Source organism: Pseudomaricurvus alcaniphilus, assembly GCF_011440395.1.
GTDB classification, from domain to species: Bacteria; Pseudomonadota; Gammaproteobacteria; order Pseudomonadales; family Cellvibrionaceae; genus Pseudomaricurvus; species Pseudomaricurvus alcaniphilus.
Map to the genome: position 1 here is coordinate 161,193 of NZ_JAAOIX010000005.1, position 25,896 is coordinate 187,088.

Annotated in this window: 21 protein-coding genes and 1 pseudogene; 11 read left to right on the forward strand and 11 right to left on the reverse strand. The window is 61.5% G+C overall.

Annotated elements, in window-relative coordinates:
- The 3 genes from G8764_RS12165 to apbC all read right to left on the reverse strand — a co-directional run bounded on the left by G8764_RS12165 (nt 1) and on the right by apbC (nt 3,056).
- Nucleotides 1-1,194, reverse strand: coding sequence for a BaiN/RdsA family NAD(P)/FAD-dependent oxidoreductase (locus tag G8764_RS12165; RefSeq protein WP_166164911.1), 1,194 nt, complete (start codon nt 1,192-1,194; stop codon nt 1-3).
- 67 nt (nt 1,195-1,261) lie between these two features.
- On the reverse strand, nt 1,262-1,831 hold the full coding sequence (gene dcd / locus G8764_RS12170) for a dCTP deaminase (protein ID WP_166164912.1): 570 nt from the start codon (nt 1,829-1,831) through the stop codon (nt 1,262-1,264).
- Between the two features lie 133 nt (nt 1,832-1,964).
- Nucleotides 1,965-3,056: an iron-sulfur cluster carrier protein ApbC gene (apbC, locus tag G8764_RS12175; RefSeq protein ID WP_243748766.1), complete on the reverse strand. Its 1,092-nt coding sequence runs from the start codon at nt 3,054-3,056 to the stop codon at nt 1,965-1,967.
- A gap of 240 nt (nt 3,057-3,296) precedes the next feature.
- On the opposite strand from apbC, the gene metG reads away from it, so the two are divergent.
- The 8 genes and pseudogenes from metG to G8764_RS12215 all read left to right on the forward strand — a co-directional run bounded on the left by metG (nt 3,297) and on the right by G8764_RS12215 (nt 12,812).
- On the forward strand, nt 3,297-5,357 hold the full coding sequence (gene metG, locus G8764_RS12180; RefSeq protein WP_166164913.1) for a methionine--tRNA ligase: 2,061 nt from the start codon (nt 3,297-3,299) through the stop codon (nt 5,355-5,357).
- Nucleotides 5,358-5,994: 637 nt separating this feature from the next.
- Nucleotides 5,995-6,570, forward strand: a complete 576-nt coding sequence (rsxA, locus tag G8764_RS12185) for an electron transport complex subunit RsxA (protein WP_166164914.1) — start codon at nt 5,995-5,997, stop codon at nt 6,568-6,570.
- 4 nt (nt 6,571-6,574) lie between these two features.
- A complete protein-coding gene (gene rsxB, locus G8764_RS12190) occupies nt 6,575-7,192 on the forward strand; it encodes an electron transport complex subunit RsxB (RefSeq protein ID WP_166164915.1) in 618 nt (205 codons plus the stop codon).
- Entirely contained in the window at nt 7,189-9,537 is a 2,349-nt protein-coding gene (gene rsxC / locus G8764_RS12195; protein WP_341806382.1) for an electron transport complex subunit RsxC, read from the forward strand. The genes rsxB and rsxC overlap by 4 nt, the downstream gene beginning before the upstream one ends.
- Nucleotides 9,537-10,598 carry an electron transport complex subunit RsxD gene (gene rsxD / locus G8764_RS12200; protein ID WP_166164917.1) on the forward strand — a complete coding sequence of 354 codons (1,062 nt, stop codon included), beginning with the start codon at nt 9,537-9,539 and terminating at the stop codon, nt 10,596-10,598. Before rsxC ends, rsxD begins: the two co-directional genes overlap by 1 nt.
- A gap of 43 nt (nt 10,599-10,641) precedes the next feature.
- Nucleotides 10,642-11,271, forward strand: a pseudogene (gene rsxG, locus G8764_RS12205) (electron transport complex subunit RsxG); the annotation flags it as partial.
- 152 nt (nt 11,272-11,423) lie between these two features.
- Nucleotides 11,424-12,137 carry an electron transport complex subunit E gene (locus G8764_RS12210; RefSeq protein ID WP_166164918.1) on the forward strand — a complete coding sequence of 238 codons (714 nt, stop codon included), beginning with the start codon at nt 11,424-11,426 and terminating at the stop codon, nt 12,135-12,137.
- A 96-nt stretch (nt 12,138-12,233) separates the two neighbouring features.
- Nucleotides 12,234-12,812, forward strand: coding sequence for a SixA phosphatase family protein (locus G8764_RS12215; RefSeq protein WP_207951850.1), 579 nt, complete (start codon nt 12,234-12,236; stop codon nt 12,810-12,812).
- Nucleotides 12,813-12,834: 22 nt separating this feature from the next.
- Here G8764_RS12215 and G8764_RS12220 read toward each other — a convergent pair whose 3' ends face one another.
- The 4 genes from G8764_RS12220 to G8764_RS12235 all read right to left on the reverse strand — a co-directional run bounded on the left by G8764_RS12220 (nt 12,835) and on the right by G8764_RS12235 (nt 16,159).
- Nucleotides 12,835-13,779, reverse strand: a complete 945-nt coding sequence (locus tag G8764_RS12220) for a lysophospholipid acyltransferase family protein (protein ID WP_166164919.1) — start codon at nt 13,777-13,779, stop codon at nt 12,835-12,837.
- Nucleotides 13,779-15,176 (reverse strand): cytochrome P450, encoded by a 1,398-nt coding sequence (locus G8764_RS12225; RefSeq protein ID WP_207951851.1) that lies wholly within the window; start codon nt 15,174-15,176, stop codon nt 13,779-13,781. Before G8764_RS12225 ends, G8764_RS12220 begins: the two co-directional genes overlap by 1 nt.
- A gap of 342 nt (nt 15,177-15,518) precedes the next feature.
- On the reverse strand, nt 15,519-15,911 hold the full coding sequence (locus G8764_RS12230) for a type II toxin-antitoxin system RelE/ParE family toxin (protein ID WP_166164921.1): 393 nt from the start codon (nt 15,909-15,911) through the stop codon (nt 15,519-15,521).
- 5 nt (nt 15,912-15,916) lie between these two features.
- Nucleotides 15,917-16,159: a ribbon-helix-helix domain-containing protein gene (locus G8764_RS12235; protein ID WP_243748767.1), complete on the reverse strand. Its 243-nt coding sequence runs from the start codon at nt 16,157-16,159 to the stop codon at nt 15,917-15,919.
- A 249-nt stretch (nt 16,160-16,408) separates the two neighbouring features.
- Here G8764_RS12235 and G8764_RS23060 point away from each other — a divergent pair, with 249 nt between their 5' ends.
- Genes G8764_RS23060 through G8764_RS12250 form a run of 3 tightly spaced genes read left to right on the forward strand, consistent with a single transcriptional unit; the run spans nt 16,409 to nt 19,045 of the window.
- On the forward strand, nt 16,409-16,588 hold the full coding sequence (locus G8764_RS23060; protein WP_425049210.1) for a peptidase associated/transthyretin-like domain-containing protein: 180 nt from the start codon (nt 16,409-16,411) through the stop codon (nt 16,586-16,588).
- 22 nt (nt 16,589-16,610) lie between these two features.
- Complete coding sequence (locus G8764_RS12245; protein WP_207951852.1) at nt 16,611-17,465, forward strand: fumarylacetoacetate hydrolase family protein; 855 nt, start codon at nt 16,611-16,613, stop codon at nt 17,463-17,465.
- A gap of 53 nt (nt 17,466-17,518) precedes the next feature.
- On the forward strand, nt 17,519-19,045 hold the full coding sequence (locus tag G8764_RS12250; protein WP_166164923.1) for a malonate--CoA ligase: 1,527 nt from the start codon (nt 17,519-17,521) through the stop codon (nt 19,043-19,045).
- Nucleotides 19,046-19,335: 290 nt separating this feature from the next.
- Here the strand turns inward: G8764_RS12250 and G8764_RS12255 are convergent, their stop codons facing one another.
- The 4 genes from G8764_RS12255 to G8764_RS12270 all read right to left on the reverse strand — a co-directional run bounded on the left by G8764_RS12255 (nt 19,336) and on the right by G8764_RS12270 (nt 25,776).
- Nucleotides 19,336-21,945: an ATP-dependent DNA helicase gene (locus tag G8764_RS12255; RefSeq protein WP_166164924.1), complete on the reverse strand. Its 2,610-nt coding sequence runs from the start codon at nt 21,943-21,945 to the stop codon at nt 19,336-19,338.
- Nucleotides 21,932-23,668 (reverse strand): VRR-NUC domain-containing protein, encoded by a 1,737-nt coding sequence (locus G8764_RS12260; RefSeq protein ID WP_166164925.1) that lies wholly within the window; start codon nt 23,666-23,668, stop codon nt 21,932-21,934. The genes G8764_RS12255 and G8764_RS12260 overlap by 14 nt, the downstream gene beginning before the upstream one ends.
- Nucleotides 23,669-23,737: 69 nt before the next feature.
- Nucleotides 23,738-24,079, reverse strand: a complete 342-nt coding sequence (locus G8764_RS12265) for a 4a-hydroxytetrahydrobiopterin dehydratase (protein WP_166164926.1) — start codon at nt 24,077-24,079, stop codon at nt 23,738-23,740.
- A 179-nt stretch (nt 24,080-24,258) separates the two neighbouring features.
- Nucleotides 24,259-25,776, reverse strand: a complete 1,518-nt coding sequence (locus G8764_RS12270) for a fumarate hydratase (protein ID WP_166164927.1) — start codon at nt 25,774-25,776, stop codon at nt 24,259-24,261.
- Nucleotides 25,777-25,896: the final 120 nt, after the last annotated feature.

The following is a 25,896-nucleotide window of genomic DNA, read 5'->3' on the forward strand; positions in this document are numbered from 1 at the left end:
CTACACATATCCGCCGGCTGCGAACCCGGATGCCCAGGCCCACTGAAAATTGAAACCGCCGAGGTGGCCGGTCACGTCCACCACCTCACCGATAAAGTACAACCCCTTTTGTGTTTTCGCTTCCAGGGTCTTGGAGGAGAGATCGTCGCTGTTGACCCCGCCGAGAGTGACTTCGGCGGTGCGGTAGCCCTCGGTGCCCGCCGGCCGCAGGCGCCAGTGGTGCAGCTGGTCGGCGATGGCGCGCAGCTGGGTGTCGCTATACTGGTTGAGCGGCTTGCTCTGCAGCCACTGCTCGCAGAATACCCCGGCCCAGTTCTTGGTAAACAATTGCCCCAGCACTGTGCGCAACTCCGCCTTCGGCCGCTCCTGCCGCGCGGCCAGCAGCCACTCGGCCAGGTCTGTGCCCGGCGACCAGTTGATTATGATCTCCCGACCGGGGCGCCAGTAAGAAGAAATCTGCAGTATGGCCGGGCCGCTGAGGCCGCGGTGGGTAAACAGCAGGTTCTCGCGAAAGCTGCGCTCGCCGCAACTTACTTCCACCTCCACTGAGCTGCCCGCCAGCGGGGTGAGAACTTCTTGCAATTGCTTGTCCAGGGTAAAGGGTACCAGACCGGCGCTGCGCGGCAACAGGCGCAAACCAAACTGCTCGGCCAATTCATAGCCCAGGCCGGTGGCACCCATGGTGGGTATGGAAAGTCCGCCGGTGGCCACCACCAGCGATTCGCAACTCGCGTTACCGAGAGAGGTGGCGACATTAAAGCCGGAGTCAGCCGCACTGACACGGGTAATTTCACAGTGGGTATAAATCTCGGCACCGGCGTTGGCGCATTCATCCAGCAGCATGGCGAGAATATCGCTGGCCTTATTGTCGCAAAACAGCTGGCCCAGCTTCTTCTCGTGGTAGGGAATGCCGTGCTGGTTGACCAGCTCGATAAAATCCCACTGGGTGTAACGAGCCAATGCGGACTTGGCAAAGTGCGGGTTGCTGCAGAGAAAGTCAGCGGGGGACGAATACATATTGGTGAAATTGCAACGCCCACCACCGGACATCAGGATTTTCTTGCCCACCTTGTTGGCGTGGTCCAGCACCAGCACCTTGCGACCGCGCTGGCCGGCGGTGATGGCGCACATGAGACCTGCGGCGCCGGCACCGATGATAATGACATCGGCCTGGGTGGGAATACTGGATGTCATGCGCAGCGTCTCTGTTGGGATGCGCGGCCCGGCGAGTCAAACAGCCGGGGCCGAACGCCTGCGGCGATCAAGTTTGCGGCAGGGTGACGCCAGTCTGGCCCTGGTACTTGCCGCCGCGATCCTTGTAGGACGTTTCACAAACCTCGTCGGACTCGAAGAACAACATCTGCGCCACCCCTTCGTTGGCGTAGATCTTGGCCGGCAGGGGGGTGGTGTTGGAGAATTCCAGGGTCACGTGTCCCTCCCACTCGGGTTCCAGCGGCGTCACATTGACGATAATGCCACAGCGGGCGTAGGTGGACTTGCCCAGGCAGATGGTCAACACGCTGCGGGGAATGCGAAAGTATTCCACCGTGCGGGCCAGGGCAAAGGAATTGGGCGGGATGATGCACACGTCTTCCTGGATATCGACAAAGCTGTTCTCGTCGAATTGCTTGGGGTCCACTACCACCGAGTGCACGTTGGTGAATATCTTGAACTCGTTGGCGCAACGCACGTCGTAGCCGTAGCTGGAGGTGCCGTAGGACACGATGCGCTCACTGTCGCCGCCAAAACGGACCTGGCCGGGCTCGAAGGGCTCGATCATCCCTTCATTCTCCGCCATGCGGCGAATCCACTTATCGGATTTAATGGCCATGTTTTCCCCAATTCGTCATAGGTTAGTCGTTCGTTGCTGCTACTGCTGTCGCTGCAGCTAATATTGCCGCGCGGCAAAAGCCGGGATTCTACTGGCTTTAGCCGCAGCGGGCAAAACCCGTAGCCCGGCGCTGCTAGTCGTCGCTGATCTCGATGCTGGGCACGCTGGCCTGCTGGTTGGCCAGGTGCAGGGCAATGGCCAGGCGGCGGGCGATCTGGCGATAGACCAGGCTGATGTCCGACTCCGGATCCGCCGCCACACTGGGCTTGCCGCCATCGGCCTGCTCCCGAATGGTCAGTGCCAGCGGCAGGGCCCCAAGCAGCCGGGTGTCGTAATCCCGGGCGATGCGCTCGCCGCCACCGCTGCCGAAAATATGCTCCTCGTGGCCGCAGTTGCTGCAGATGTGGGTGGCCATATTCTCCACCACTCCCAGCACCGGCACATTCACCTTGCGAAACATCTCAATGCCCTTCTTGGCGTCCAGCAGGGCGATATCCTGCGGCGTGGTGACGACGATGGAGCCGGTCACCGGCACCGACTGGGACAGGGTCAGCTGGATATCACCGGTGCCCGGGGGCATATCGATGACCAGGTAGTCCAGCTCCGGCCAGGCGGTCTGGCGCAACAACTGCTGCAGGGCACCACTGGCCATGGGCCCGCGCCAGACCATGGGGGTCTTCTCGTTGACCATATAGCCCATGGAGATGGAGCAGATACCGTGGGCCGGCACCGGCTGCATAAACTTGTTGTCGATGATATTGGGGCGCTGCTCGGCCACCCCCAGCATGGTCGGCACGCTGGGACCATAGATATCGGCGTCGAGGATGCCCACCCGGGCCCCTTCCGCCGCAAGTGCCAGCGCCAGGTTGACCGCCGTGGTGGACTTGCCCACCCCGCCCTTGCCGGAGGCCACCGCAATGATGTTTCTTACTTTCGGCACGGCCATGGCCTGGTCCACAACTTTGGCCGCCGCCACCTCCCAGCCGATATCCACAATCACCTTGTCGATGCCGTCGAGGTCGTTGAGCGCCTGCCAGATGGCTTCCGCCAGCTGCTCCTGCAGACCCCGCGCCGGAATGGCGAGAGTCACAAACACGGTGAGTTCAGCGCCCTTGTGCTCAAACCGGGCAATGCGGCCGACGTCGCCCAGCGCCACCTCGCTGTCGGGCAGGCGCAGGGGCAACAGCCGCGATTCAAGGGTTAACTGCATGTTATTGTCGGTCATGATGACTCCCGGGAGACGTTGAGGACGGCGCTGGCACACACTCTGCACACACCAAAGGCGGCTATTATTCAGGCCCGCCGCCAAAAAACCAAGGCCCGCCGCAAAAAATCCGGGCCCTGATGGGCGCAAATCGCCGCCTGACGCTGATACCGGCGGCAAAAAATGCTATAGTCTCCCGCTTTTTTTAGCGCCCTGCGTCAATTTACCGCTAACACCCATTTCCGTGAGTAACCGATCGTCATGACAGAACGCCGCAAAATTCTGGTCACCAGTGCCTTACCCTATGCCAACGGCTCCATTCACCTGGGCCACCTGGTGGAATACATCCAGACCGATATCTGGGTGCGGTTCCAGAAACTGCGCGGCCACGACTGCACCTACGTCTGCGCCGACGACGCCCACGGTACCGCCATCATGCTCAAGGCCGAGCAACTGGGCATCAGCCCGGAAGAGCAGATCGCCCGGGTCAAGGCCGAGCACGAGCGCGACTTCGGCGACTTTCTGATCAACTTCGACAACTACCACTCCACCCACGGGGAGGAAAACCGGGTGCTGTCAGAGCTGATCTACAGCCGCCTGCAGGCCAATGGCCACATCGCCAGCCGCATGATCACCCAGGCCTTCGACCCGGAAAAGCAACTGTTCCTGGCCGACCGCTACATCAAGGGCACCTGCCCCAAGTGCAAAACCGAAGACCAGTACGGGGATAACTGCGAGGCCTGCGGCGCCACCTACTCCCCCACCGAACTGATCAACCCGGTGTCCGCCATCTCCGGCGCCACCCCGATCGAGAAAGAATCCGAACACTTCTTCTTCAAGCTGCCGGAGTTCACCGCCTTCCTGCAAGACTGGACCCGCGCCGGCCACCTGCAGGACGAAGTGGCCAACAAACTGGCCGAATGGCTCGACAGCGGCCTGCAGGAGTGGGACATCTCCCGCGACGCCCCCTACTTCGGCTTCAAGATCCCCGGCACCGAAGACAAATACTTCTACGTCTGGCTCGACGCCCCCATCGGCTACATGGCCAGCTTCAAAAACCTGCTCGACCGCCGCGCCGCAGCCGACGCCAGCGTCGACGCAGACGCCCTTTTCGCCGAGTACTGGGGCAAAGACTCCAGCGCCGAGCTGTACCACTTTATCGGCAAGGACATCGTCAACTTCCACGCCCTGTTCTGGCCCGCCATGCTCAGCTCGGCTGACTTCCGCACCCCCACCAAGGTCTGCGTGCATGGCTTTCTCACCGTCAACGGCAAAAAGATGTCCAAGTCCCGCGGCACCTTCATCAACGCCCGCACCTACCTGGAACACTTGAACCCCGAGTACCTGCGCTACTACTTCGCCGCCAAACTCAGCGGCGGCGTCGACGACCTCGACCTCAACCTCGAAGACTTCATCCAACGAGTCAACAGCGACCTGGTGGGCAAAGTGGTCAACATCGCCAGCCGCACCGCCAAATTTATCCAGAAAAGCGGCGGCACCCTGTCCAACAGCGTCGCCGACCAAGCCCTGTGGCAAAAATTCCGCGACGCCGACAGCCAGATCGCCGCCAACTACGAAGCCCGCGACTTCGGCAAAGCCATGCGCGAAATCATGGCCCTGGCCGACCTCGCCAACGAATACATCGCCGCCCAGGCCCCCTGGTCACTGGCCAAACAGGAAGGCACCGAACAACAAGTGCTCGACGTCTGCAGCCTCGGCATCAACATGTTCCGCGCCCTGGTCACCTACCTGAAGCCCGTGCTGCCGGCCCTGGCCGCCGACGCCGAACAATTCCTCGGCGAAAGCCTCGACTGGCGCCAGCCCGTGACCTTCCGCGGCGGCGACGCCATCAACAAATTCAAACCCCTGCTGACCCGCATCGAAGCCGACAAAGTCGACGCCATGCTCGAAGCCAGCAAAGAAGCCCTCGCCGCTCCAGCCCCACAGGCCAGCGCCGCGACCGCCTCCGACGAACTGGCCAAAGACCCCATCGCCGCCGAAATCAGCTTCGACGACTTCGCCAAAGTCGACCTGCGCGTCGCCCTCATCGCCAAAGCCGAACACGTCGAAGGCGCCGACAAACTGCTGCGCCTCACCCTCGACCTGGGCGGCGAAACCCGCAACGTCTTCTCCGGCATCAAAAGTGCCTACCAACCGCAAGACCTGGAAGGCAAGCTCACCGTCATGGTCGCCAACCTGGCCCCGCGGAAAATGAAATTCGGCCTCTCCGAAGGCATGGTACTGGCCGCCGGACCGGGCAAAAAAGAAATCTACCTGCTGGAACCCCACAGCGGCGCCAAGCCGGGGCAGAGGATAATGTAGGCAGCGAGCTCCGCAGAGCTCTAGTCGGCCACCGCAGACTGCGGCAGAGGCTCTGCGCGCAGGATTACACTGGGTTTGATCTGTTAGTAGAAACTGGGACGGCAGCTCAGCATCCAGAACCCCATAGGTTTCAAGTACTTACTGAATCCCCGCCTGCGCGGGGATGACAAAAAACATGTTTCTTGAGGAACACTAGCTAGCAATTTAGTTTTTTAAAAACCTGGCCAGCCACGTGAACTCCGGAGCATTGCCGGGATTGGTATTAGTTGACCTTCTATGGCAATGGATAGTGCTAATACAAGACTCACATAAAGTGTTTCAGGTATTTTTTATCACAGACGGCAGCAGACTACCAAGGTGTCGTCGGGGCTGGCGCTGGCAGACCTTCTGTGGCCAGGACGGCCACAGAGAGCCTCCAAGGACGGATTCACGGCGTGTCTGCCAGCGCCAGCCCCGGCGGCACCATGGCAACAAAGACGGCGCCATGGCAACAAAGACGGCACCATGGCGACAAGCCAGGCAAACAAACCCGTTCAACCGCTATCACTAACAGGCAAAACCGTTAACAACACACTGATTTATCAATTAAAATTATGAGCGCACACCTGTCCATTGCAACCAACCAAGCAGAAGGTCTATGACTGACTTTGTGGTGATACTGATCAGCACCATCCTGGTCAACAACTTCGTACTGGTCCAATTCCTCGGGCTATGCCCCTTTATGGGCGTCTCCAACAAGCTCGAAACCGCCATCGGCATGGGCGGCGCCACCACCTTCGTGCTCACCCTTGCCTCCATCTGCAGCTACCTCGTACACAACTTCGTACTCCAGCCCCTCGGGCTCGAATACCTCAAGACCATCGCCTTTATCCTCGTTATTGCCGTGGTCGTGCAATTTGCCAAAATGTTTATCGAAAAGACCAGCCCCCTGCTCTACCGCGTGCTGGGCGTCTTTTTGCCATTGATTACCACCAACTGCGCCGTCCTCGGCGTAGCCCTGCAAAACACCGCCAAGGCCCACACCTTTGCCGAATCCGCCCTCTACGGCTTCGGCGCCGCGCTCGGCTTCAGCTTCGTGCTGATACTCTTCTCCGCCATGCGCGAACGCCTCGCCGCCGCCGACGTGCCGCTGCCCTTCAAGGGTGCCGCCATCGGCATGATCACCGCCGGGCTTATGTCATTGGCCTTTATGGGCTTCAGCGGACTGGTGTAACAACATGATTCAATTCCTCCTCGACAACCCGTTCCTGTCGGCGCTGGTAGCGCTGGTATCACTGGCCGTCACCTTCGGCGCCGTGCTCGGCTACGCCGCGGTGCAATTCAAAGTGGAAGGCGACCCCATCGTCGAACAGCTCGATGCCCTGCTGCCGCAAACCCAGTGCGGCCAGTGCGGCTATCCCGGCTGCCGCCCCTACGCCCAGGCCATTGCCGACGGCGACGCCATCAACAAATGCCCACCCGGCGGCCAGGCCACCATCAACACCATCGCCGACCTGCTGGACGTGGAAGCCCCCACCCTCGACGAAGAACACGGCGAGGAATCGGAAGTCAAAAAGGTCGCCTACATTCGCGAAGACGAGTGTATCGGCTGCACCAAATGCATCCAGGCCTGCCCGGTGGACGCCATCCTCGGCGCCGCCAAACAAATGCACACCGTCATCGCCAGCGAATGCACCGGCTGTGACCTCTGTGTCGAGCCCTGCCCGGTGGATTGCATCGACATGCTGCCGGTGGAAAGTACCGTTAGCGACTGGAAATGGCACAAGCCCGAACCCTACTACCAACGTGCCAGCAACATAATTGCCAGCGACAAAACCAGCGGAGCCGCGGCGTGACGAAAATCTGGACCATTCCCGGTGGCGTCCACCCGGAAGAGCGCAAAGAACAATCCCTGCAGTTGCCGTTGGCGGAAATCGCCCTGCCTAAAGAACTGGTGTTCCCCCTCAGCCAGCACATAGGTGCCCCGGCCGACCCGGTGGTCAAGGTGGGCGAACGGGTACTGGGCGGGCAACTGATTGCCGCCGCCCACGGCATCTTCAGCGCCGCCATCCACGCCTCCACCTCGGGTACTGTCAGCGCCATCGAAGAGCGCCCGCTGCCCCACCCCTCCAGCATGCCGGGGGAATGCATCGTTATCGAAGCCGACGGCGAGGATGAGCACATCGCCTACCAGGCCTGCGAAGACTATATGCAGCTGAGTAAGGCGGAAATGGTAAAGCGAGTGCGGGCGGCGGGCATCACCGGTCTCGGCGGCGCCAGCTTCCCCACCGCGGTAAAGCTCAACCCCAAGTCCAACCAGCCGGTAGACACCTTTATTCTTAACGGCACCGAGTGCGAGCCCTACATCACCGCCGACGACATGCTAATGCAAACCCGCGCCGCCGACGTGGTGCTGGGCGCCGAACTGCTGGCCCATATTCTGGGTGACCCGGAGCGGGTGGTGATCGGCATCGAAGACAACAAGCCCAAGGCCATCGCCGCGGTTACCGAGGCAGCCAAGGGCAAAGCCATCGAGGTGGTGTCGTTTCCCACCAAGTACCCCTCGGGCGGCGAAAAACAACTGATCCAGATTCTCACCGGGCGCGAAGTGCCGTCCCGGAAACTGCCCGCCGACATCGGCGTGGTGGTGCAGAATGTCGGCACCGCGGTGGCGGCCTACGAGGCGCTGCGCTTCGGCAAGCCTCTGATCCAGCGCATCACCACCGTGGTGGGCGAGGCGCTGGACACCCAGCGCAACATACTGGTGCGACTGGGAACTCCGGTAGCGCACATCCTCGCCGAACACGGCTTCCAGGCCAAGCGGGCCTCGCGCCTGGTGATGGGCGGCCCCATGATGGGCTTCGCCCTGGACACCCCGGACGTGCCGGTGGTCAAATCGACCAACTGCATTTTGGCGCCGAGCAAAACCGAGTTGCCGCCTGCGGCACCGGCGCAGGCCTGCATCCGCTGCGGCATGTGCGCCGAGGCCTGCCCGGCCAGCCTGCTGCCCCAGCAGCTGTATTGGTACGCCCAGGCGGAAGACTTCGACCGTCTGAAGGCCCACAACATCGGCGACTGCATCGAGTGCGGCGCCTGCTCGTTTGTCTGCCCGAGCAATATTCCGCTGGTGCAATACTACCGCGCTGCCAAGGGCACCCTCCGGCAGATGGACATCGAACGGCAAAAATCCGATCGCTCACGCCAGCGCTTTGAGTTTCGCCAGGAGCGCATCGCCCGCGCCGAAGCCGAGAAAGAAGCCAAGCGCCTGGCGCGGAAAAAAGCCGCCGAAAAGGCGCGCCAGCAGCAGGCCGATAAACCAGGCGCGGCCAAGGCGGATGTCGTGAGCGCGGCACTGGCCAGCGCGAAGCCGAAAGCGATATCGGCCGAAGACGAACTGGCCAAATTGCAGCGCGCCGTGGCCAGCGCCCAGAATCGGCTGGAGAAGCTGCAGCAGAAGCACGACGAAAGCGAGGATGCGGCGCAGCGGGACAAGTTCAGCGCGCAGCTGAAACAGGCGGCCCTGCGCCTGCAAGAGGCCCAGGCCAAGCTGGACGCCAGGCAGGCCATTCCGGCACCGGCCGAGGCGGTGGCCGGCGTTGCAGCCAGCGCGACTACCGATGCCAACGACCCGGTGGCCGCCGCCATTGCCCGCGCCCAGGCCAAAATGAGCATGCCGCCGGCAGAAAAACTGCAGGCCAACATCGACTCTCTGCAACAGCGGCTGGCCAAAGCGGAAGCCAAACTGGCCGCCGCCAGGGCCAACGACGGCGACACGGTGGCGGCCCTGCAGGCCGGCGTCGACAAGATGAACGAGAAAATTGCCGCCGCCAAACAGGAGCTGGCCGCGCTGGCGGCGCCGACTGCGGCAACCAAACCTGAACCCGCAGCCCGCCCCACCGCCGCCGCTCCGTCCCCGGCCGTACCCCCGGTAAAAGCCGCGCCCAAGCCGGAGAAACCGGATGCCGCCAGCGTCGCCATCGCCAAGGCCCAGCAGCGCGCCGCCGCCCTGGCCAGCATGGCGCCGCGCGACAAGCTGCACCAACAAGTGAAGTCACTGGAGGGGCGGCTGGAAAAGGCCCTGGAGCGGCTGGCCAAAGCCGAGGCCGACAACGACGATAACCTCGACGCCTTCCGCACTGGCGTCGAAAAAACCCGGGCCCGGCTGCAGCAGGCCCGCGCCGAACTGGAGAGCGAGCAGTAATGGCTTTTATGAAGGCGTCTTCGCCCCACGCGCACGGGATCACCAGTACCGCCGACGTCATGCAGCAAGTGCTGCTGGCCACCATTCCCGGGCTGCTGGCACTGAGCTATTTCTTCGGCCCCGGCAGCGTCATCAATGTGGTCATGTGCGGTTTTACCGCGGTGCTGTGCGAGGCCGCGGTGCTGAAACTGCGCCGCCGCCCGGTTATGTTTTTCCTGCAGGACTACAGCGCCCTGGTGACCGGTGTGTTGCTGGGGCTGGCCCTGCCGCCCTACTGCCCCTGGTGGATCGTCGCCATCGGCACCGGTTCGGCCATTATCCTGGCCAAGCACCTCTACGGCGGCATGGGCTACAACCCCTTTAACCCGGCCATGGTGGGCTATGTCATCCTGCTGATATCCTTTCCGGTGGAGATGACCCAGTGGGCCGCGCCGCGCACCGTGCTGGCCGAAGGCCAGCAGTTGGTAGGGCCGCTCAGCGGCCTCGGCCACATCTGGTTTGACCTGCCGCTGGACGGTTACACCGGCGCCACGCCGCTGGACCTGTTCAAGCAGAACAACTCGCTGCTGGTGGAACACCTCTACGCCAGCGAGCCCCTGTACGCCACCGCGCGCTGGGCCGGGGCGGGCTGGGAGTGGGTCAATATCGGCTTCCTGCTGGGCGGCTGCTACCTGCTCTACCGCAAGATATTTACCTGGCACACCCCGGTCAGCATGCTGGCTGCCATCTTCCTGATGTCGGTGCTGTTTTACGATAACGGCAGCTCCAACAGCGGCGGTTCACCCTGGCTGCACCTGCTCTCTGGCGCCACCATGCTGGGCGCATTCTTTATCGCCACCGACCCGGTATCGTCGGCGGTGAGCAAGCGCGGCCGGCTGATATACGGCGCCGGCATCGGCATCCTGGTGTATGTGATTCGAGTCTGGGGCAACTACCCGGATGCGGTCGCCTTCGCGGTGCTACTGATGAACATCGCCGCGCCGTTTATCGACTACTACACCGTGCCGCGCACCTACGGCCACGTCAAAGCCCGGCCCGCCACCGAGAAGAGCGACAAGTAACAGTGGCGACAGTGAACTTACAAGGCAGCCTTACCCTATGAATATGCTCGGCGTTTCCATCAGCAAAAACAGCCTCTTGCTGGGCCTGTTTGCGCTGGTTACCGCAGCCATACTGGCCGCCACCCAGGCGGGTACCGCCGATCGCATCGCCGCCGCGGAGCGCGAGGCAGCCCAGCGCGCGCTGCTGGAAATTGTGCCGCTGGAGCGGCACGACAATGACCTGTTGCTGGACACCATCACCATTTCTCCCGAGCACTGGGAGTTGCTGGGCCTGCGCAGCGGCGGTGAAATCAATATCGCCCGCGCCGATGGCAAAGCGGTGGCGGCCATCATTCCCGCCATCGCCCACGACGGTTACAGCGGCGATATCAAACTGATAATCGGCATCAACCGCGACGGCAGCATCGCCGGGGTGCGCGCCCTGGCCCACAACGAGACCCCGGGCCTGGGCGACAAGGTCGACCTCAAGAAGAGCAACTGGATACTGGATTTCAATGGCAAGTCCCTGACCAACCCCGCCCCCGAGCAGTGGGCAGTGAAGAAAGACGGTGGCCAGTTCGACCAGTTCACCGGCGCCACCATTACCCCCCGGGCGGTGGTTAACCAGGTCAAGCGCAGCCTCGAGTACTTCGCCCTCACCCAACCCCTGCAGCCAGCGCAGCCAAAGCAGCGCCAACCGCACACGCCACAGCCGACGCCAGCGCCGCAGGAGCAGTTACCGGGCGAAACCACATCCGCTGTCACCGCCACTGCGCAGCAGCAGGGCAGCGACCAACAGTCGCGGCAACACACCGACCAACCGACCCAGCAACAGGCTGAATCATCATGAGTGCAGACTACCGGGAAATCAGCAAAAACGGCCTCTGGAACAACAATCCGGCGCTGGTGCAGCTGCTGGGCCTGTGCCCACTGCTGGCGGTGACCGGCAGTGTGGTCAACGCACTGGGACTGGGGCTGGCCACCATGCTGGTCCTGACCGGCTCCAATATCGCCGTGTCGCTGATCCGCAAAACCGTCAGTGACGCGGTGCGGCTGCCGGCGTTTGTGATGATCATCGCCTCCTTTACCACCTGCACCGAGCTGTTGATGAAGGCCTTCACCTACGAGCTCTACCAGATTCTGGGGATTTTTATTCCGCTGATTGTCACCAACTGCGCCATCCTCGGCCGCGCCGATGCCTTCGCCAGCAAAAACAGTGTACTGCCCTCGGCCTTCGACGGCCTGATGATGGGCTGCGGTTTTGCCGGTGTGCTGCTCACCATCGGTGCCATTCGCGAGATCCTCGGCAGCGGCACCCTGTTTGCCAATATGCACTTGCTGCTCGGCCCGGCGGCGGAAAACTGGACCCTGACCCTGGTGGAGGATTACTCCGGCCTGCTGGTGGCCATCCTGCCGCCCGGCGCCTTTATTGTGACCGGGTTCCTGATCGCCCTGAAGAATGTCATCGACGCGGAGCTGGAGCGGCGCGAGAAAGCCCGTCGCGCCGCTCCCGTGGTGAAAGGTAGCAAGCGCGTGCGCACCACCGGCCAGATTACCTGAGCGGCGCCTGATCTCCGGGTGCAGGGCCACAGGGAGCGGGGCCTGCACCTTCATGGTTAAAATCTATGAGCATTTTCGCCCCGGCTAATGGTACTGTTGCCCCAACCCCGATCTACCAGCGGCATGTTGCGCCGCCAGCCCCATGAAAAATGCGCCGCCAGCCCCATGAAAAAAAAGCTGATCCTGATAAGGCACGCGAAATCCAGCTGGGAACAAGCAGACCTGGATGATTTCGACCGGCCGTTGAGCAAGCGCGGTGAGCGCAACGCACCGGAGATGGGGCGGCGCCTGCTGGCCTCGGCCATCCAGCCCGACCTGCTGCTCTCCAGCCCCGCCCGTCGCGCCCTCTCTACTGCCACCGCCATCGCCCAGGAGCTGGGCTATCCGCTCGAGGCGATCCAGCAAGAGTTTGATTTCTACCTGTCCGGCGCCTGCACCATGCTACGGGTACTGCGCGCCCAGGACGACCGCTACCACACCATCATGCTGTTTGGTCACAACGAGGCCATCACCGATTTCGCCAATATGCTCTCGCCCTACTACCTGGACAATATCCCCACCGCCGGGGTGGTGGGCATCTCCTTTGCCGTCAGCAGTTGGGCGGAAGTTCGCAAGGGGCGCTTCGGCTTCTACGACTACCCGAAAAACGAGCACCCGCAAACTTACCAGTTCTAGCCGCGCAAGGAATCCGTGGGACTCAGGGCTTGCCCGCAGCGGCGGATTGCCGCAGCAAGTGGGCCGGGAAGGGTTTGTCCAGGTTGAGGGCGTTCTGCCAAAACCAGTGTTCGGGATTTTTCCGCACCCAGGCCTCCAGCACCGTGTCAATCCGCGCGGCCAGATCCTGCACCTGGGCCTGGCGATTCCCCTCCCCGGACGGGCTCAGGCGCTCGCCCACAATCACTTTAAAGCGGGTATTGGCCAGCCGCTCCGCACACAGCGGCACGATATCCACCCCGTGCTTGACCGCCAGCCGCGCCGCCAGCCAGCGATTGCCGGCGTCGGGCAGCTTGCGCCCCAGCGACGGCGCCCAGACATAGCCCTGGCGCTCTTCGTCGGGCAAAATTAACAAGTTGTAGCCGTTCAGCAGGTTGCGGGTCAGATCCCTGATGGCCATGGGCGAGGCGGTGGAGACCAGCTCGATGTTGGGCGCCCAGGACTTGCGGGCGCGGTTGGCAATGGCCATGCGCAGCGTGCTTTCCCGCGGTTCGTAGAGGCCGCAACAGGGCAAGTTGATCAGCGACGCAATTTTGGCGTTCACCTCCCAGTTGGCCATGTGCGGAGCGACAAAAATCACCGGTCGCTGCTGGTTGGCGATGTGTTCCAGGCCGCTGATTTCAATGCGATCGCCGCGCTCCAGTTTGTGCAGAACCGTGTACTCGGCGTACACCCGCCCCATCTGGCGGCCGTAGTTGATCAGGCAGCGCCGTTGCGCCGCCGCCGTAGTGGCGCCGCAGAGCGTCGCCATATTGCGGTAGAAGCGTTGCACCCAGAGCTTGTTGCAGCGGGCGTCGTAGCGCACTTCCAGCTCCCCCAGAAAGGCGCCAATGGCGGAGGTCCAGCTGAAGGGCAAGCAGGCCAGCAGCCTGGCGAACAACAGCTCGATGGCGCTCTTCGGGGTCAATCGAAACCGCTCGGACGACATCAGCGCCGCTCCAGCAGCATGGGCAGGCCACCTTCCGGGCGCAGGGTCAGGCGGCACTCGATGGCCACCTTGTGACCCGGCACCAAACGGGGGGTGAACTGTTGCGCCAGGGTGGCGAGGCAGATAATGCCTTCGGTCAAGCCAAAGCGTTTGCCCAGGCAGACCCGGCGACCAACGCTAAACGGCAGGTAGAGAAACTTGTTGGGGCGCGGCTGGCCAGGCATAAACCGCTCCGGCAGGAAGGCGTTGGGCTGGTCCCAGTACTTTTCATGGCGGTGCAGCAGCCAGGGCAGCACCAGCATGATGGCGTCCGGCTTGATTTTGCGCCCGCGCATGCTGTCGGCGGCCCGGGCCTGGCGGCTCAGCAGTGGCACCGGTGGGTAGAGGCGCATGGTCTCCTCAAACACCGCGCGGGTATAGGGCAGGTTGTCCACATCCTCCAGGGTCGGGTGGCGGCCGCCCAGCACCTGGTCCAGCTCCGCCTGCAGTTTGGCCATGGCCGCCGGGGAGTGGTCGAGCAGGTACCAGGCCCAGGCCAGCGCATTGGCGGTGGTTTCGTGACCGGCCATAAACATGACAATGGCTTCATTGCGGGCCGCCTCGGCCCCCAGCGGGCAGACATCCGCCACTCCCGGCTTGTGCATCTTGCCCTCAAGCAACAGCGAGATCAGGGAGAAGCGCTGGCGCTTGTCGTCCTGCTGGTAGCGAGCAATGATATCGTTGATGACCCCGTGCACCTGCTGGGCGGACAGCCGGGCCTGGGCCTCGCGGGTCGGGTTGCGCAACAAGCGCAACAGCGGCACGCCGAGGGTATCGGCCAGGCCCAATTGGTCCACCTGGCGCTGGTAGTCGGTGAAGCCCTGCACGATACGGGCGGCCTCGGCATCGGAGGTGTTGTCGCCAAATACGGTGCGGCCGATGATGCGAGCGGTGAGACGGGCCATTTCATTGAGCATATCCACCGGCGCTCCGGCGGGCAGCGCTTGCCACTGCTCCACCAGGGCCGCGGCGGACTCGGTCATAATGCCGGCAAAGTCGGGCATCAGGTTTTTTTCAAAGGCCGGCGCGCAGTATTCGCGCCGCTGTTGCCACAGTTCGCCGTCACTGGCGAACAGGCCATCCCCCAGCAGCGGCTCCAGCGCGTGGCGCATCTGCGGGCTCTTGCGATCGTAGTTGTCGTGCTCCTCGAGAAACACTCGCCGCACCATATCCGGCGAATTGCAGAGAATGTACTGCTGCCGCAGCAGGCTGAACTCCAGCGACTTAACCCCGTAATCCTTGTCCGACCAGATCGCCAGCAGGTTCTTGCGCGCCTTGAGCATGCGCCGGAACAGGTTTTCATCATTGCGGGCGCGGGGTACGGATACGGGCAGGGAATGTGGGACAGCTTTGGTCATATTCAACGACATTAGTTATGCGATACAGCGAGAGGAGAGTGATGCGGCCCACGGCCACAGGTGAGGTGGAAGCCTAGTAATTATGGCAAGTATTGTCCAGCAGCCTGTCGGACTGGAGACTATTCTACTGCGGAAAATCGACGTGAACCCACTAGGAGCCTGTCGGACTTAGGTGCCCGTAGCGAGAGAAAGTCCGATTTGAGTCAGTTTTTAACCATTTTTGAGGCGAATAGTGGTTCTATTTAACGAGAAAATGGTTAAAAAATGGCCAAACTCGGCTTTTTCGCAGCAGGGCAACCCTAAGTCCGACAGGCTCCTAGCCCAGAGAATATAGAAAACCTCTCAGCCTTTCAGGTTGGGTATCTTTCCCCGCTCCAGCTTTTCAAAAATCTCTTTCAATTGCCGTTGAATCATAAAACCAGAGGCTTCAAGAATCGCCGGAACATCGCGAGTTTGTCGGATTAAAGAAACAATCACGATACGTTTACCAGTGATTGGTACGTACACAACGTAGTGTTCACGGACGGGATGAATACTCAATTGAGTGCGAGCTATGTGCTCTGCTGAAGTAAAACGTTGATGATTCTGCGCTATCGATTCAGCACTCTCATGCAGATCAGAAAAATACTGCCGGGTTAGCTCCTTGCCCCACCTGGACAAAGACCAGCGGCGCGCCTCTCGAAAATCTCGCTCGGCTGTTTCAGTCAGAATATAGTGTCTGCGCTTCCCTGCCACTACAATCAGTCTTCTTCCGCAATATCAAGAATCGATTTGCTGGAGAATCGGCCATTGGCCAGATCGTCCAGGCCACCCGCCACATGAGAAACTATTGATTGAGCCTCCATATCACGGCGGATTAAATCTCGAAGATACTCGCTAGGTGTGGCATAGACGCCAGCATCGCCAGTACGGCTGTTGACGAAGTCTCTCAACTCATCGGTTAGAGATAGGTTCATGCTACTCGCCATTTTGAGTACCTCCATAGAGTATTCCAGAGGACTCTAGTACTACTGTCGAATAATGTCAATATCCGACAAAGATACCAAACCAGTAAGACAGCTGCACCTGTGGGTGGCGCGTTCATAATATCTTGCTGAATTGCATGAAAAAATGGCTCACGATTTACGTGAAAAAATGAACCGGGAGAAATTGTAGGCCTCCAGATCCGCAAGCGGACGAGTGGCAACACCCGAATCCATGGCAGCCCCTGGCGCAGCGCACACTTTCATATTATCGCCAGCGCCGAGGGTTATGAGCCCATCACCACCGAGCTGTTTTTCAGCGATTGCGAGCACATCGACACGGATGCGGTGGCTGGTGTACGCTCGAGCCTGGTTCACGAGCCGGTCTATGAAGCTACCGAGCGGGGCAAAACCCAGATCATAGACCACCAGTTCTGTCTGAGAAAATAAGCGGGGAAGTATAGTGAAATTTATGCAGTATAAGCAGGGCGGTGCTATCAAGCTGGGTGTTGAACGCGATGGCCATGTGGTGCCGGTGGCTGCACTGGACACCAACTTGCCCGGTGATATGAAGGCCCTGATCAGCGCCGGAACTGAAACTCTTGCAAAGATTGCCGCCGCCCTGGGCAACTACCAGGGCGCGGTACTTGATATGGACGCCCTCGACTGGGCGCTGCCGATTGCCGATCCAGACAAGATACTGTGCCTGGGGTTGAATTACGTGGACCATGCCAAGGAGGGCAATAATGTCATTCCCGATCACCCCACTATCTTTATGCGCACCGTCCAAAGCCTGGCCGCCCACCGCCAGCCGCTGCTACTGCCCAGGGTCAATAAAAAATTCGACTACGAAGGGGAGTTGATGCTGATTGTTGGCAAGCAGGCCAAATATTTAACCCGCGACAATGCCCTGGATCATGTGTGGGGCTATTCGCTGTTTAATGACGGTTCCATGCGCACCTACCAGCGCTGGAGCAGCCAGTGGACACTGGGCAAAAACTTCGACCAAACCGGCGGCTTTGGCCCCTGGATCGTCACCGCCGATGAATTGCCGCCGGGCGCGCAGGGCCTGAAAATCCAGACCCGTCTCAACGGCCGAGTCATGCAGGACGCCAATACCCGGGACATGGTGTTCGATGTGGTAACCACCCTGGTGGAGATCACCGAATGCATGACCCTGCAGCCCGGCGACTGTATCGCCATGGGCACACCGGCGGGGGTCGGCTATCCGCGCAAGCCACCGGTATTTATGCAAGCCGGTGATGTCGCCGAAGTCGAAGTGGAAAATGTGGGCGTACTGTCTAATTCGGTTATAGCGGAGGAATAGTTGCTAGAATAGCGAGGCTTAAACAAAGAGGCCTACCGCAAGAGAGTGAGTAAATGACATCAAACGACGCAAATTTCTTCCGCCAGATTCACCAGCAAATGACCTCCCGCGCCGCAGAAGTGCTGCTGATTACTGACCAGCAGCAGCGCTACACCTATGGCGATGCCGACGCGGAATCGGCACGGTTGGCTCGCTTTATGACTGACCTCGGGGTGGCGCCGGGTGATCGCGTTTCGGTGCAGGTGGAAAAATCCCCCGCGGCACTGTGGCTCTACCTCGCCTGCCTGCGCGCCGGCTTCGTGTTCCACCCGCTCAATACCGCCTACCAATCGAGTGAACTGGAATATTTTCTCGGCAATGCCGAGCCGACCCTGCTGGTGTGCGACAGCGCCAGGCAGGACCAGCTGCAACCCCTGGCTGACGCCGCCGGGGTCAAGCACCTGCTGACACTGGACGCCGATGAGTCCGGCTCATTGATGGAGCAATCCCGGGCCAGTGCCGCCAATTTCAGCGACGTGCCCAGGGCAGCCGATGACCTGGCGGCGCTGCTCTACTCTTCCGGGACCACCGGTGTACCCAAGGGCATTATGCTGACCCACCAGAATCTGCTGGTGAGTGCAGAGACCCTGGTGCAGGCCTGGGGCTTCAGCAGTGCAGACCGCCTCTTGCACGCACTGCCTGTCTTTCACGTGCACGGGCTTTTCGTCGCTACCCACTGCGCGCTACTCAGTGGCGCCAGTATGCGCTGGCTGCCCGGCTTCAATACCGACCGGGCGATCGACTACCTGCGCGAATGTACGGTGATGATGGGAGTGCCGACCTACTACACGCGGCTGCTCGCGTCCGAGCGTTTTACGGCCGACGCCTGCGCCAATGTGCGGTTGTTTGTGTCCGGCTCTGCCCCCCTGCTGCAGGAGACCTTTACCGCCTTTGCGGAGCGCAGCGGCCACCGCATTCTGGAGCGCTACGGCATGACCGAAACCAATATGAACACCTCAAACCCCCTGCACGGCGAGCGCAAACCGGGCACCGTGGGGCCGCCGCTGCCCGGGGTTGAGATACGGGTGGCCGATGCCAATGACCAGCCACTCGCGGCCGGCGAGATTGGCAACCTGCAGGTAAAAGGTCGCAACGTATTCAAGGGCTATTGGAAGCTGCCGCAAAAAACCGCCGAAGATTTTACCGCCGACGGCTTCTTTAATACCGGCGACAAGGGCTTAATCGATGACGATGGCTATGTCACCATCGTCGGGCGGGCCAAGGACCTGGTGATCAGCGGGGGCCTCAATGTCTACCCCAAGGAGGTCGAGCTGTTGATCGACGACCTGCCCGGCGTTAAGGAATCCGCCGTGATCGGTGCGCCGCACGCCGACTTCGGCGAGGCGGTGGTGGCCGTAGTGGTACCGCTGCCCGGGCAAACTCTGGCAGAGGACAGCATCATCAGTGCGGTGAAGGCGCAGGCGGCCAGCTTTAAAGTGCCAAAGCGAGTAGTGTTTGTGGACGAATTGCCGCGCAATACCATGGGCAAGGTGCAGAAGAACGTTTTGCGCGACACCTACAAGTCGATTCTCCAGTCGTGATATGCCGGCCTTTGCCTTGCGCCTGGAAAGAGCTGGAATTCGTTGCCTGCCAACGGGTGGCCGGTAGTCGCTTAGCCATCCGCGTCAATTCCTGTCACCGGCAAAGCCGGGTTTATTTGGGCGAATCAGGCGGCGGTGCAGTGCGCCGATAAGCCCAGAGTTCCCGCGCTGACTGGATCCCCGCCTGCGCGGGGATGACTTTGGAAGCCTCGGCAAGCCTAAGGCGTTCAGCACTGGGTCCCCGCCGTGAAGAAACTCGAAAAAACGAGCTTCTGGACAGGCACTCGCTCTTATTCCGCCTTCCAGAAGTCGGCCAGCGCTTGCTCTAGCAACACCAGGTTACTGCCCGGCACGGGTTGCCAGTGGGCCGGGAACAAGCGCTGGTAGCGAGGCTGGCGATAGCGCGGGTCCACCAGGATAACCACGCCGCGATCGCTGGCGGAGCGGATCACCCGCCCGGCCGCCTGCTGCACCCGGCTGAAGCCCGGGAACTGGAAGGCGTACCCGAAGCCGTTCAAGCCGCGCTGGTCGTAATACTGCTGCAACAGCTTTTGCGCCGCGCCGGGTTGCGGCAAGCCTGGGCTCACCACTATGGCACCACTGAGGGCTTCGCCGGCGTAGTCCACCGCTTCGGCGTAGATGCCACCGAGCACAGCAAAGCCCACCTTGGGCCTGTCGTCAGCCATAAACGCCTGCACGAATTCCTGCCGCGCCGCTTCACTGGCGGCGGCCCCCTGCACTACCAGCAAGACCTCCGGGTAGCGCGCGGCAAAGGCCTCCTGCACCGTTTGCAAATACTGGTAGGAGGGGAAAAACACCAGGTAGTTGCCGGCTTTGGCGCCGCTGGTAGCGGCGATCAACTGCACCAGTGGCGCCACCGATTGCTGCCGGTAGTGCCAGCGGGTGTCGATGTAGTCGGCGATCAGCAGCAGCTGGTTTTGCGGCGCAAAGCTCGACGGCAACTGCAGCTGCTGCTCCTGCTCCAGGCCCAGTTGATCGGCATAGAACGCCAGCGGTTGCAGGGTGGCGGAAAAGGCGCTGACACTGCGCGCCCGGGCGCAAATGGCCGCCAGGAAATTGCGGGCGTCGAGACACAGCAATTGCGATTCGGTGTCCTTGAACTTGTCGGTGGCTAGCACTTGCACCAGGTGGCGGTGTTCGCTGGAAAACAGCTCCGCTACCCTGGCGTAGCGATACAGCTGCTTGCTCCAGTCCGCCAGCTCGGTGGACCACTGGGCATCGGCGGCACTGTCGAGGGGGCTGGGCTGTTCGCCAGCAAGAGCGGGCTGTTCGTCCAGAAGGGACGGCTGTACGTCCACCGGCGACGATGGCACATGCGGGAATTGCTGGCCGGAGCGCGACACTTGCTCGCTTGCGGCGGGCATTAGCAAGGATCGCTGCTCGTCGTCGGCCGACGCTGGCAACGAGGACAGCGAGCCGCTGGCGGGTGGCTCCTGGCGGGCATCCTGCAAGGCCAGGATCAACTCTTCCAGCGCCTTGAGCACCGTCTTGGGGGGCGCGTCCGGCACCACCGTTTTACTACCCAGGGCATTGAGTGCCCGCCCCAGCTTGCGCGCCTGCCGGGCCGCTCCCTGCAGGCCTGTATGCCGCTCCAGTCGCGCTGCCATACGCTTGCACTGGGCCGCCGACAGTGTGGCGGAATACATGGCCCGGGCCCGGTCCGGCAGGTTGTGCACCTCGTCCACCAGCAGTGCGCGGCGCGCGCCGCCCTGCTCGAAGTGCGCCAGCTTGACCAGCGGGTCGAAGGCGTAGTTGTAGTCGCAGACGACCAGGCTGCACCAGGGCAACATTTCCAGCCCCAGGGCAAAGGGGCAGAGCTCAAACTCGGCGGCGATCGCGGCCAGTTGCGAGGGGTCGAGAAAACCCCGCTGCAAACACTGGCGCCGGGCTTCCGGCAGGCGATCGTAGAAACCCAGGGTGCGGCTGCAGCGCCCCTCCTGATCGAGGCAACTGTTGCCGGGCTGCTGGCAGGGACAGGTTTTCTGTTTCGCCTGCAGGCGCAGGTAACTGGTTTGCAAACCCGCCGCGCTCAACTGTTGCAGCGCCGCTTCGGCCCCCTGCTGGCAGGAGCCCTTGGCGGTGAGGTAGACCACCTGCTCCAGTAAATCTTCCCCCAGTGCTTTCACTGCCGGGAACAGCACGCTCATGGTTTTGCCGCTGCCGGTGGGCGCCTCCAGCAGCAGGTTGTCCTTGTCGCGCATACAGCGATAAACAAAGCGCGCCAATTGCTGCTGTTGCGGCCGGTAGCTGGCGAAGGGAAAATCCAGCTGGCGGGCACTGGCGGCCAGTTGCTGGCGCTGCTGTTGCACTTGCCGGTACCAGTCGATGTACAGGCGCAGCAGGTCGCGGGTGTATTGCTCCAGCTCTGGCATTGACACCAGTCGCTCCTCACTGCTGACCGTGTCACTGAGCAGGTCGTACCAACTGACGCGCAGTAAAATTTGTTGTTCGCTTTCGCCGGCGCCCCCATCGGTCAGGTTCAAGTCGGCCAGGTGCACGTCGGCCAATTGCAAGCAGGCCAGGTAGCCGTAGACCTTGGCCTGGGCCCAGTGCAGTTGGCGCTGGTTGTCGGCCAGGTGCTGCGGTCGGCACAGGGTGGTTTTAATTTCCTCCACCTGGGCCGGGCTGTGCCTGGGGTTGAACAGGTCGATGCGCCCGCCCAGGGTCACCTCGCAATTGTCCAGCCGCAGGCTGCTGCTCACCTTGTATTCCGCCAGCCAGTCCGGGTCGCGCCGGGCCTGGAGTTTCTGGTGCCCGCGCAAGCCGGCCAGCGCCGTCGGCCCCGCCGGCGCTTCATTGAACAGGTCGCCCTCGCGGGCGCTGAACTCCACCAGTTCACGCACCGACAGTTTCAGTTGCAGCGGCTCAGCACCAGTCAATCTGCACCACCTCGTGGGGAATCTGCTGGCGTGCAAACCAGGCCATCCAGCGGCGCTGGTTTTTCTGCAGGCGGTCGCCGGGGGCCTTGACCTCGACCAGGCGATAGCCATCGGCGGCGGGAAAATGGATCAGGTCCGGCAAGCCATTGCGGTTGTGCTGCAGGTCTTGCCAGAGACGGGCGCAGATTTTTTCCAGGTCCGCGGCCGGTACTCGCTGCAGGGTAAGCTCCAGTAACTCGGGCGACGTCGCCTGCCAAAACACCAGGTTATTGGCCACCCCCTGCTTGGCGGCGTAACGCTCCAGCAGCGGCCCGCTCTGCACCAGGCCATCAGGGCAGTGCTCAGCGGCGAATGTTTGCTGGGCCTGCTCATACCAGTGCCGGCGGCGGGCGAGGAAGTCCTCATCGTAGAGGTCGTGGGGCCGGTACTGAAACGGGTGACTGAAACCGCCCGCCACCGGGGCGTAGATCACGTCCCAGAAAACCAGCGCAAACAGCGTCAGGAACAGGGCATTTTCTACGTAATAGCATTCGCCGTCCCGGCCGTACCAGGCTGCGGCGAGGCGTTCGACCCGCTCGCCCTCCACCTCTAAGCTGGGGCGTGGCAATTCCAGGGTGCGCTGCGGCGGCTGGTAGCAGTCCAGCCCGGGCCAGGCTTCGAGTGGGAGGCGGTGTTTTTTCGCGGTGCGATGGGCAAAAGCCTGGGCAAACTCCAGCTCCTCATCAGTTTGCGGGCTGGCGACTATATCGCCGCACAGTTGCAGGGCCGCATCAACATCTCCCTCTGCCGTCAATATGCGTACCTGGCGCTCCCGACTCGGCGCTTGGGGGCAGCCCCGGTAAAGTTGCAGCGCCTGCTGGGGACACTGCAAGCGTTCCAGTTGCCGCGCCAGTTGCAAAGTGACCCGCTGCACCCGGCGCTGCAGGCGCGCGTCATCCGCCGCCGGCTGGGGCAGATGTTGGTGAAACTGCAAAATAGTGGCGGCGTCGGCCTGGAGGATTGTCTCCAGCTCGGCGGTGAGGCGATAAAAGGCCAATTGCTGGTCGATCTGGCGTCGCTGTTCAAACAGCCGCTCCGACCGGGCCAGGCTGTATTGCTCGAAGCGGGTAATGGCCAGGTCCCGCAGGATAAAGTCTGTCAGGTCCTGGCGCGGGTTGCCAAAATAGAGCAGCTTAAAAACTTCAAACGCCTCCGGGTCCAGCAGCTGGTAGCAGGTTTCCGGCGGCGCCGGCACGGCAGCCGAATCGGCCGGGGTCCCGGTCTCCTGGTCGCTATCGCTGTTTTGGTAAACTTCGGGTTGGGCAAAGTGAGCCGCGGCGAACTGATCCAGTGCTGCCCGCTTGCTCGCCTTTAACGCGCGCAGGGTCTCTGTCTCTACCCCGGCCTGGGCCAGCCACTGCAGACTCTCGGACTTGTTGAACAGCGGCAGCCAGTCACTCACCGGCAGCGCCGGATCGATGGCGATAAACCCCTTGTCTTGCAGTTCGCGGCTGGCATCCGAGCGCGACGGGATTTCTGCGTAGCGCAATTTACTGGCCCGGAACAGGCTGCCCTTGCGCATCAACATGCGCACATACAGGTATTGGGCCGGTTGCTGCAGGCGATGGAACTCCCGGTAGTATTGCAGCTCTTGTGGGCTCAGCAGATCGGCGTAGACCTCGGCGACCCGGTGGGTCACGGCGCTGAAATTTGCCAGGTAATAGCCTTGGGCCAGCTCTTGCAAAGGTCAGGTCCTGGGCAGAATAATAGGACGGACAACATCTTTGCTGCCCTGAATCTCACGGGGCATTTACTATTTATTGTGCAGGAAGTCAGTTTTTGCCGCCATGATAAAGTCATTGCGATGCAAGCCGCCGATGGCGTGGGTCCACCACTTGACCGTGGCCTTGCCCCATTCAATCAGGATCGCCGGGTGGTGGTTGGCGCCCTCCGCCAATTCACCAATGGCATTGGCAAAATCCAGCGCGTCGTCAAAGTTCTTGAAGCTGTAGGTTTTCTGCAGTTGCTCAACATCGTCACAGGCGACAATGCGCCAGTCGGGCAGTTGCTGCAGCAATTGTTGCCGCTCCGCCCCCGGCACTGTGGGTGCGCCGGGCTTGCAGGCAGAACAGGATTCACCAGCCAGATTTGTCATAATCGTACTCCCGCGGTTAAACCAATGAAACCAATGGGGTCAGGCCTTACACTTCACATGTACAAGGGCCGGAACGCGCATGGCTGGCTTGGGCTGCTGTTGATTTAGCAACAACTACAACAACCGCCCGCGCCAGCCTGGATAAACTCAGGCTGGCCAATTGCGGGGACGTGTGACCGTTACTGGACTTCCAGCACGCCCTCTTCGATTTTGGCCTTCCAGATTTTCGGGCCGGTCTGGTGTACGGATTCACCATTGACGTCAACGGCCACGGTCACCGGCATATCCTCGATGGTGAACTCGTAGATGGCCTCCATACCCAGGTCAGCAAAGCCCACCACTTTCGATGCCTTGATGGCCTTGGACACCAGGTAGGCAGAGCCGCCGACAGCCATCAGGTAGACCGCCTTGTTGTCCTTGATCGCCTCAATGGCGAGGGGACCGCGCTCGGCCTTGCCGACCATGCCGATCAAACCGGTTTTTTCCAGCATGGTGCGAGTGAACTTGTCCATGCGAGTGGCAGTAGTGGGGCCGGCCGGGCCAACCACTTCATTGCCCACCGGATCCACCGGGCCGACGTAGTAAATCATGCGATTGGTAAAGTCCACGGGCAGCTCTTCACCCTTGGCGATCATATCCACCATACGCTTGTGGGCGGCGTCGCGACCGGTCAGCAACTTGCCCGACAGCAATACGGTCTCACCCGGCTGCCACTCGGCGATATCGGCCTTGGTCAGTGTATCCAGGTTGACACGGCGGGCGGCGCCCACTTCCCAGGTAATTTCCGGCCAGTCTTCCAGTTTCGGCGGGGTCTGGAAAGAGGGACCGCTGCCGTCGAGGACAAAATGGGTGTGCCGGGTGGCGGCGCAATTGGGAATAATGGCCACCGGCTTGTTGGCGGCGTGAGTGGGGCAATCCTTGACCTTGACGTCGAGCACGGTGGTGAGACCGCCGAGCCCCTGGGCGCCGATGCCCAACCTGTTGACCTTGTCCATCAACTCCAGGCGCAGCTCTTCAGCGCGGGTTTGCGCACCGCGCTTTTCCAGTTCGTGAATATCGATGGGGTCGAGCAGGGCTTCCTTGGCCATGGCCATGGCTTTGTCGGCGGTGCCGCCAATACCGATACCGAGCATGCCCGGCGGGCACCAACCGGCGCCCATGGTGGGCACCACTTGCAGCACCCAATCGACTACCGAGTCGGAGGGGTTGAGCATGGCGAATTTGCTTTTCGCCTCACTGCCGCCACCTTTGGCTGCGACATGTACGTCGACGGTATTGCCCGGCACTACCTTGTAGGTGATCATGGCGGGGGTATTATCGCCGGTATTTTTACGCGCGCCGTCCGGATCGGACAGGACCGATGCACGCAGTACATTGTCGGGGTGATTGTAAGCGCGACGCACGCCTTCATTGACCATGTCCTCCAGGCTCATGTCTGCGTCCCACTGCACATCCATACCGATTTTCAGGAATACACTGACGATACCGGTGTCCTGGCAAATGGGGCGGTGACCTTCGGCACACATGCGCGAGTTGATCAGGATCTGGGCCATGGCGTCCTTCGCAGCTGGGTTAGCTTCGCGCTGGTAAGCTTCATGCACCGCATCGATAAAATCTTTGGGGTGGTAGTAGGAGATAAACTGCAGAGCATCGGTGACACTCGCGATCAGGTCGTCTTGGCGGATTACCGTAGTCATGGTCAATATTTCTCTTCGTCACAGGCAAGTTAAGGGACCAATTTTACACCAGCCGCGACGGTTTGTCCGGTCCCGAATCCACGCCGGGGTTGCTTTCCGGGCATATAGGTTTAGACTGAA

Bases quoted from the DNA above. Each gene is read 5' to 3' on its own strand.
- G8764_RS12245 (WP_207951852.1), top strand. From the start codon at position 16,611: ATGCAGTATAAGCAGGGCGGTGCTATCAAGCTGGGTGTTGAACGCGAT.
- dcd (WP_166164912.1), bottom strand. From the start codon at position 1,831: ATGGCCATTAAATCCGATAAGTGGATTCGCCGCATGGCGGAGAATGAA.
- G8764_RS12225 (WP_207951851.1), bottom strand. From the start codon at position 15,176: ATGACCAAAGCTGTCCCACATTCCCTGCCCGTATCCGTACCCCGCGCC.
- G8764_RS12250 (WP_166164923.1), top strand. From the start codon at position 17,519: ATGACATCAAACGACGCAAATTTCTTCCGCCAGATTCACCAGCAAATG.
- G8764_RS12235 (WP_243748767.1), bottom strand. From the start codon at position 16,159: ATGGAGGTACTCAAAATGGCGAGTAGCATGAACCTATCTCTAACCGAT.
- G8764_RS12265 (WP_166164926.1), bottom strand. From the start codon at position 24,079: ATGACAAATCTGGCTGGTGAATCCTGTTCTGCCTGCAAGCCCGGCGCA.
- rsxD (WP_166164917.1), top strand. From the start codon at position 9,537: ATGGCTTTTATGAAGGCGTCTTCGCCCCACGCGCACGGGATCACCAGT.
- apbC (WP_243748766.1), bottom strand. From the start codon at position 3,056: ATGACCGACAATAACATGCAGTTAACCCTTGAATCGCGGCTGTTGCCC.
- G8764_RS12220 (WP_166164919.1), bottom strand. From the start codon at position 13,779: ATGTCGTCCGAGCGGTTTCGATTGACCCCGAAGAGCGCCATCGAGCTG.
- G8764_RS12210 (WP_166164918.1), top strand. From the start codon at position 11,424: ATGAGTGCAGACTACCGGGAAATCAGCAAAAACGGCCTCTGGAACAAC.
- rsxB (WP_166164915.1), top strand. From the start codon at position 6,575: ATGATTCAATTCCTCCTCGACAACCCGTTCCTGTCGGCGCTGGTAGCG.
- G8764_RS12270 (WP_166164927.1), bottom strand. From the start codon at position 25,776: ATGACTACGGTAATCCGCCAAGACGACCTGATCGCGAGTGTCACCGAT.
- metG (WP_166164913.1), top strand. From the start codon at position 3,297: ATGACAGAACGCCGCAAAATTCTGGTCACCAGTGCCTTACCCTATGCC.
- G8764_RS12165 (WP_166164911.1), bottom strand. From the start codon at position 1,194: ATGACATCCAGTATTCCCACCCAGGCCGATGTCATTATCATCGGTGCC.
- rsxA (WP_166164914.1), top strand. From the start codon at position 5,995: ATGACTGACTTTGTGGTGATACTGATCAGCACCATCCTGGTCAACAAC.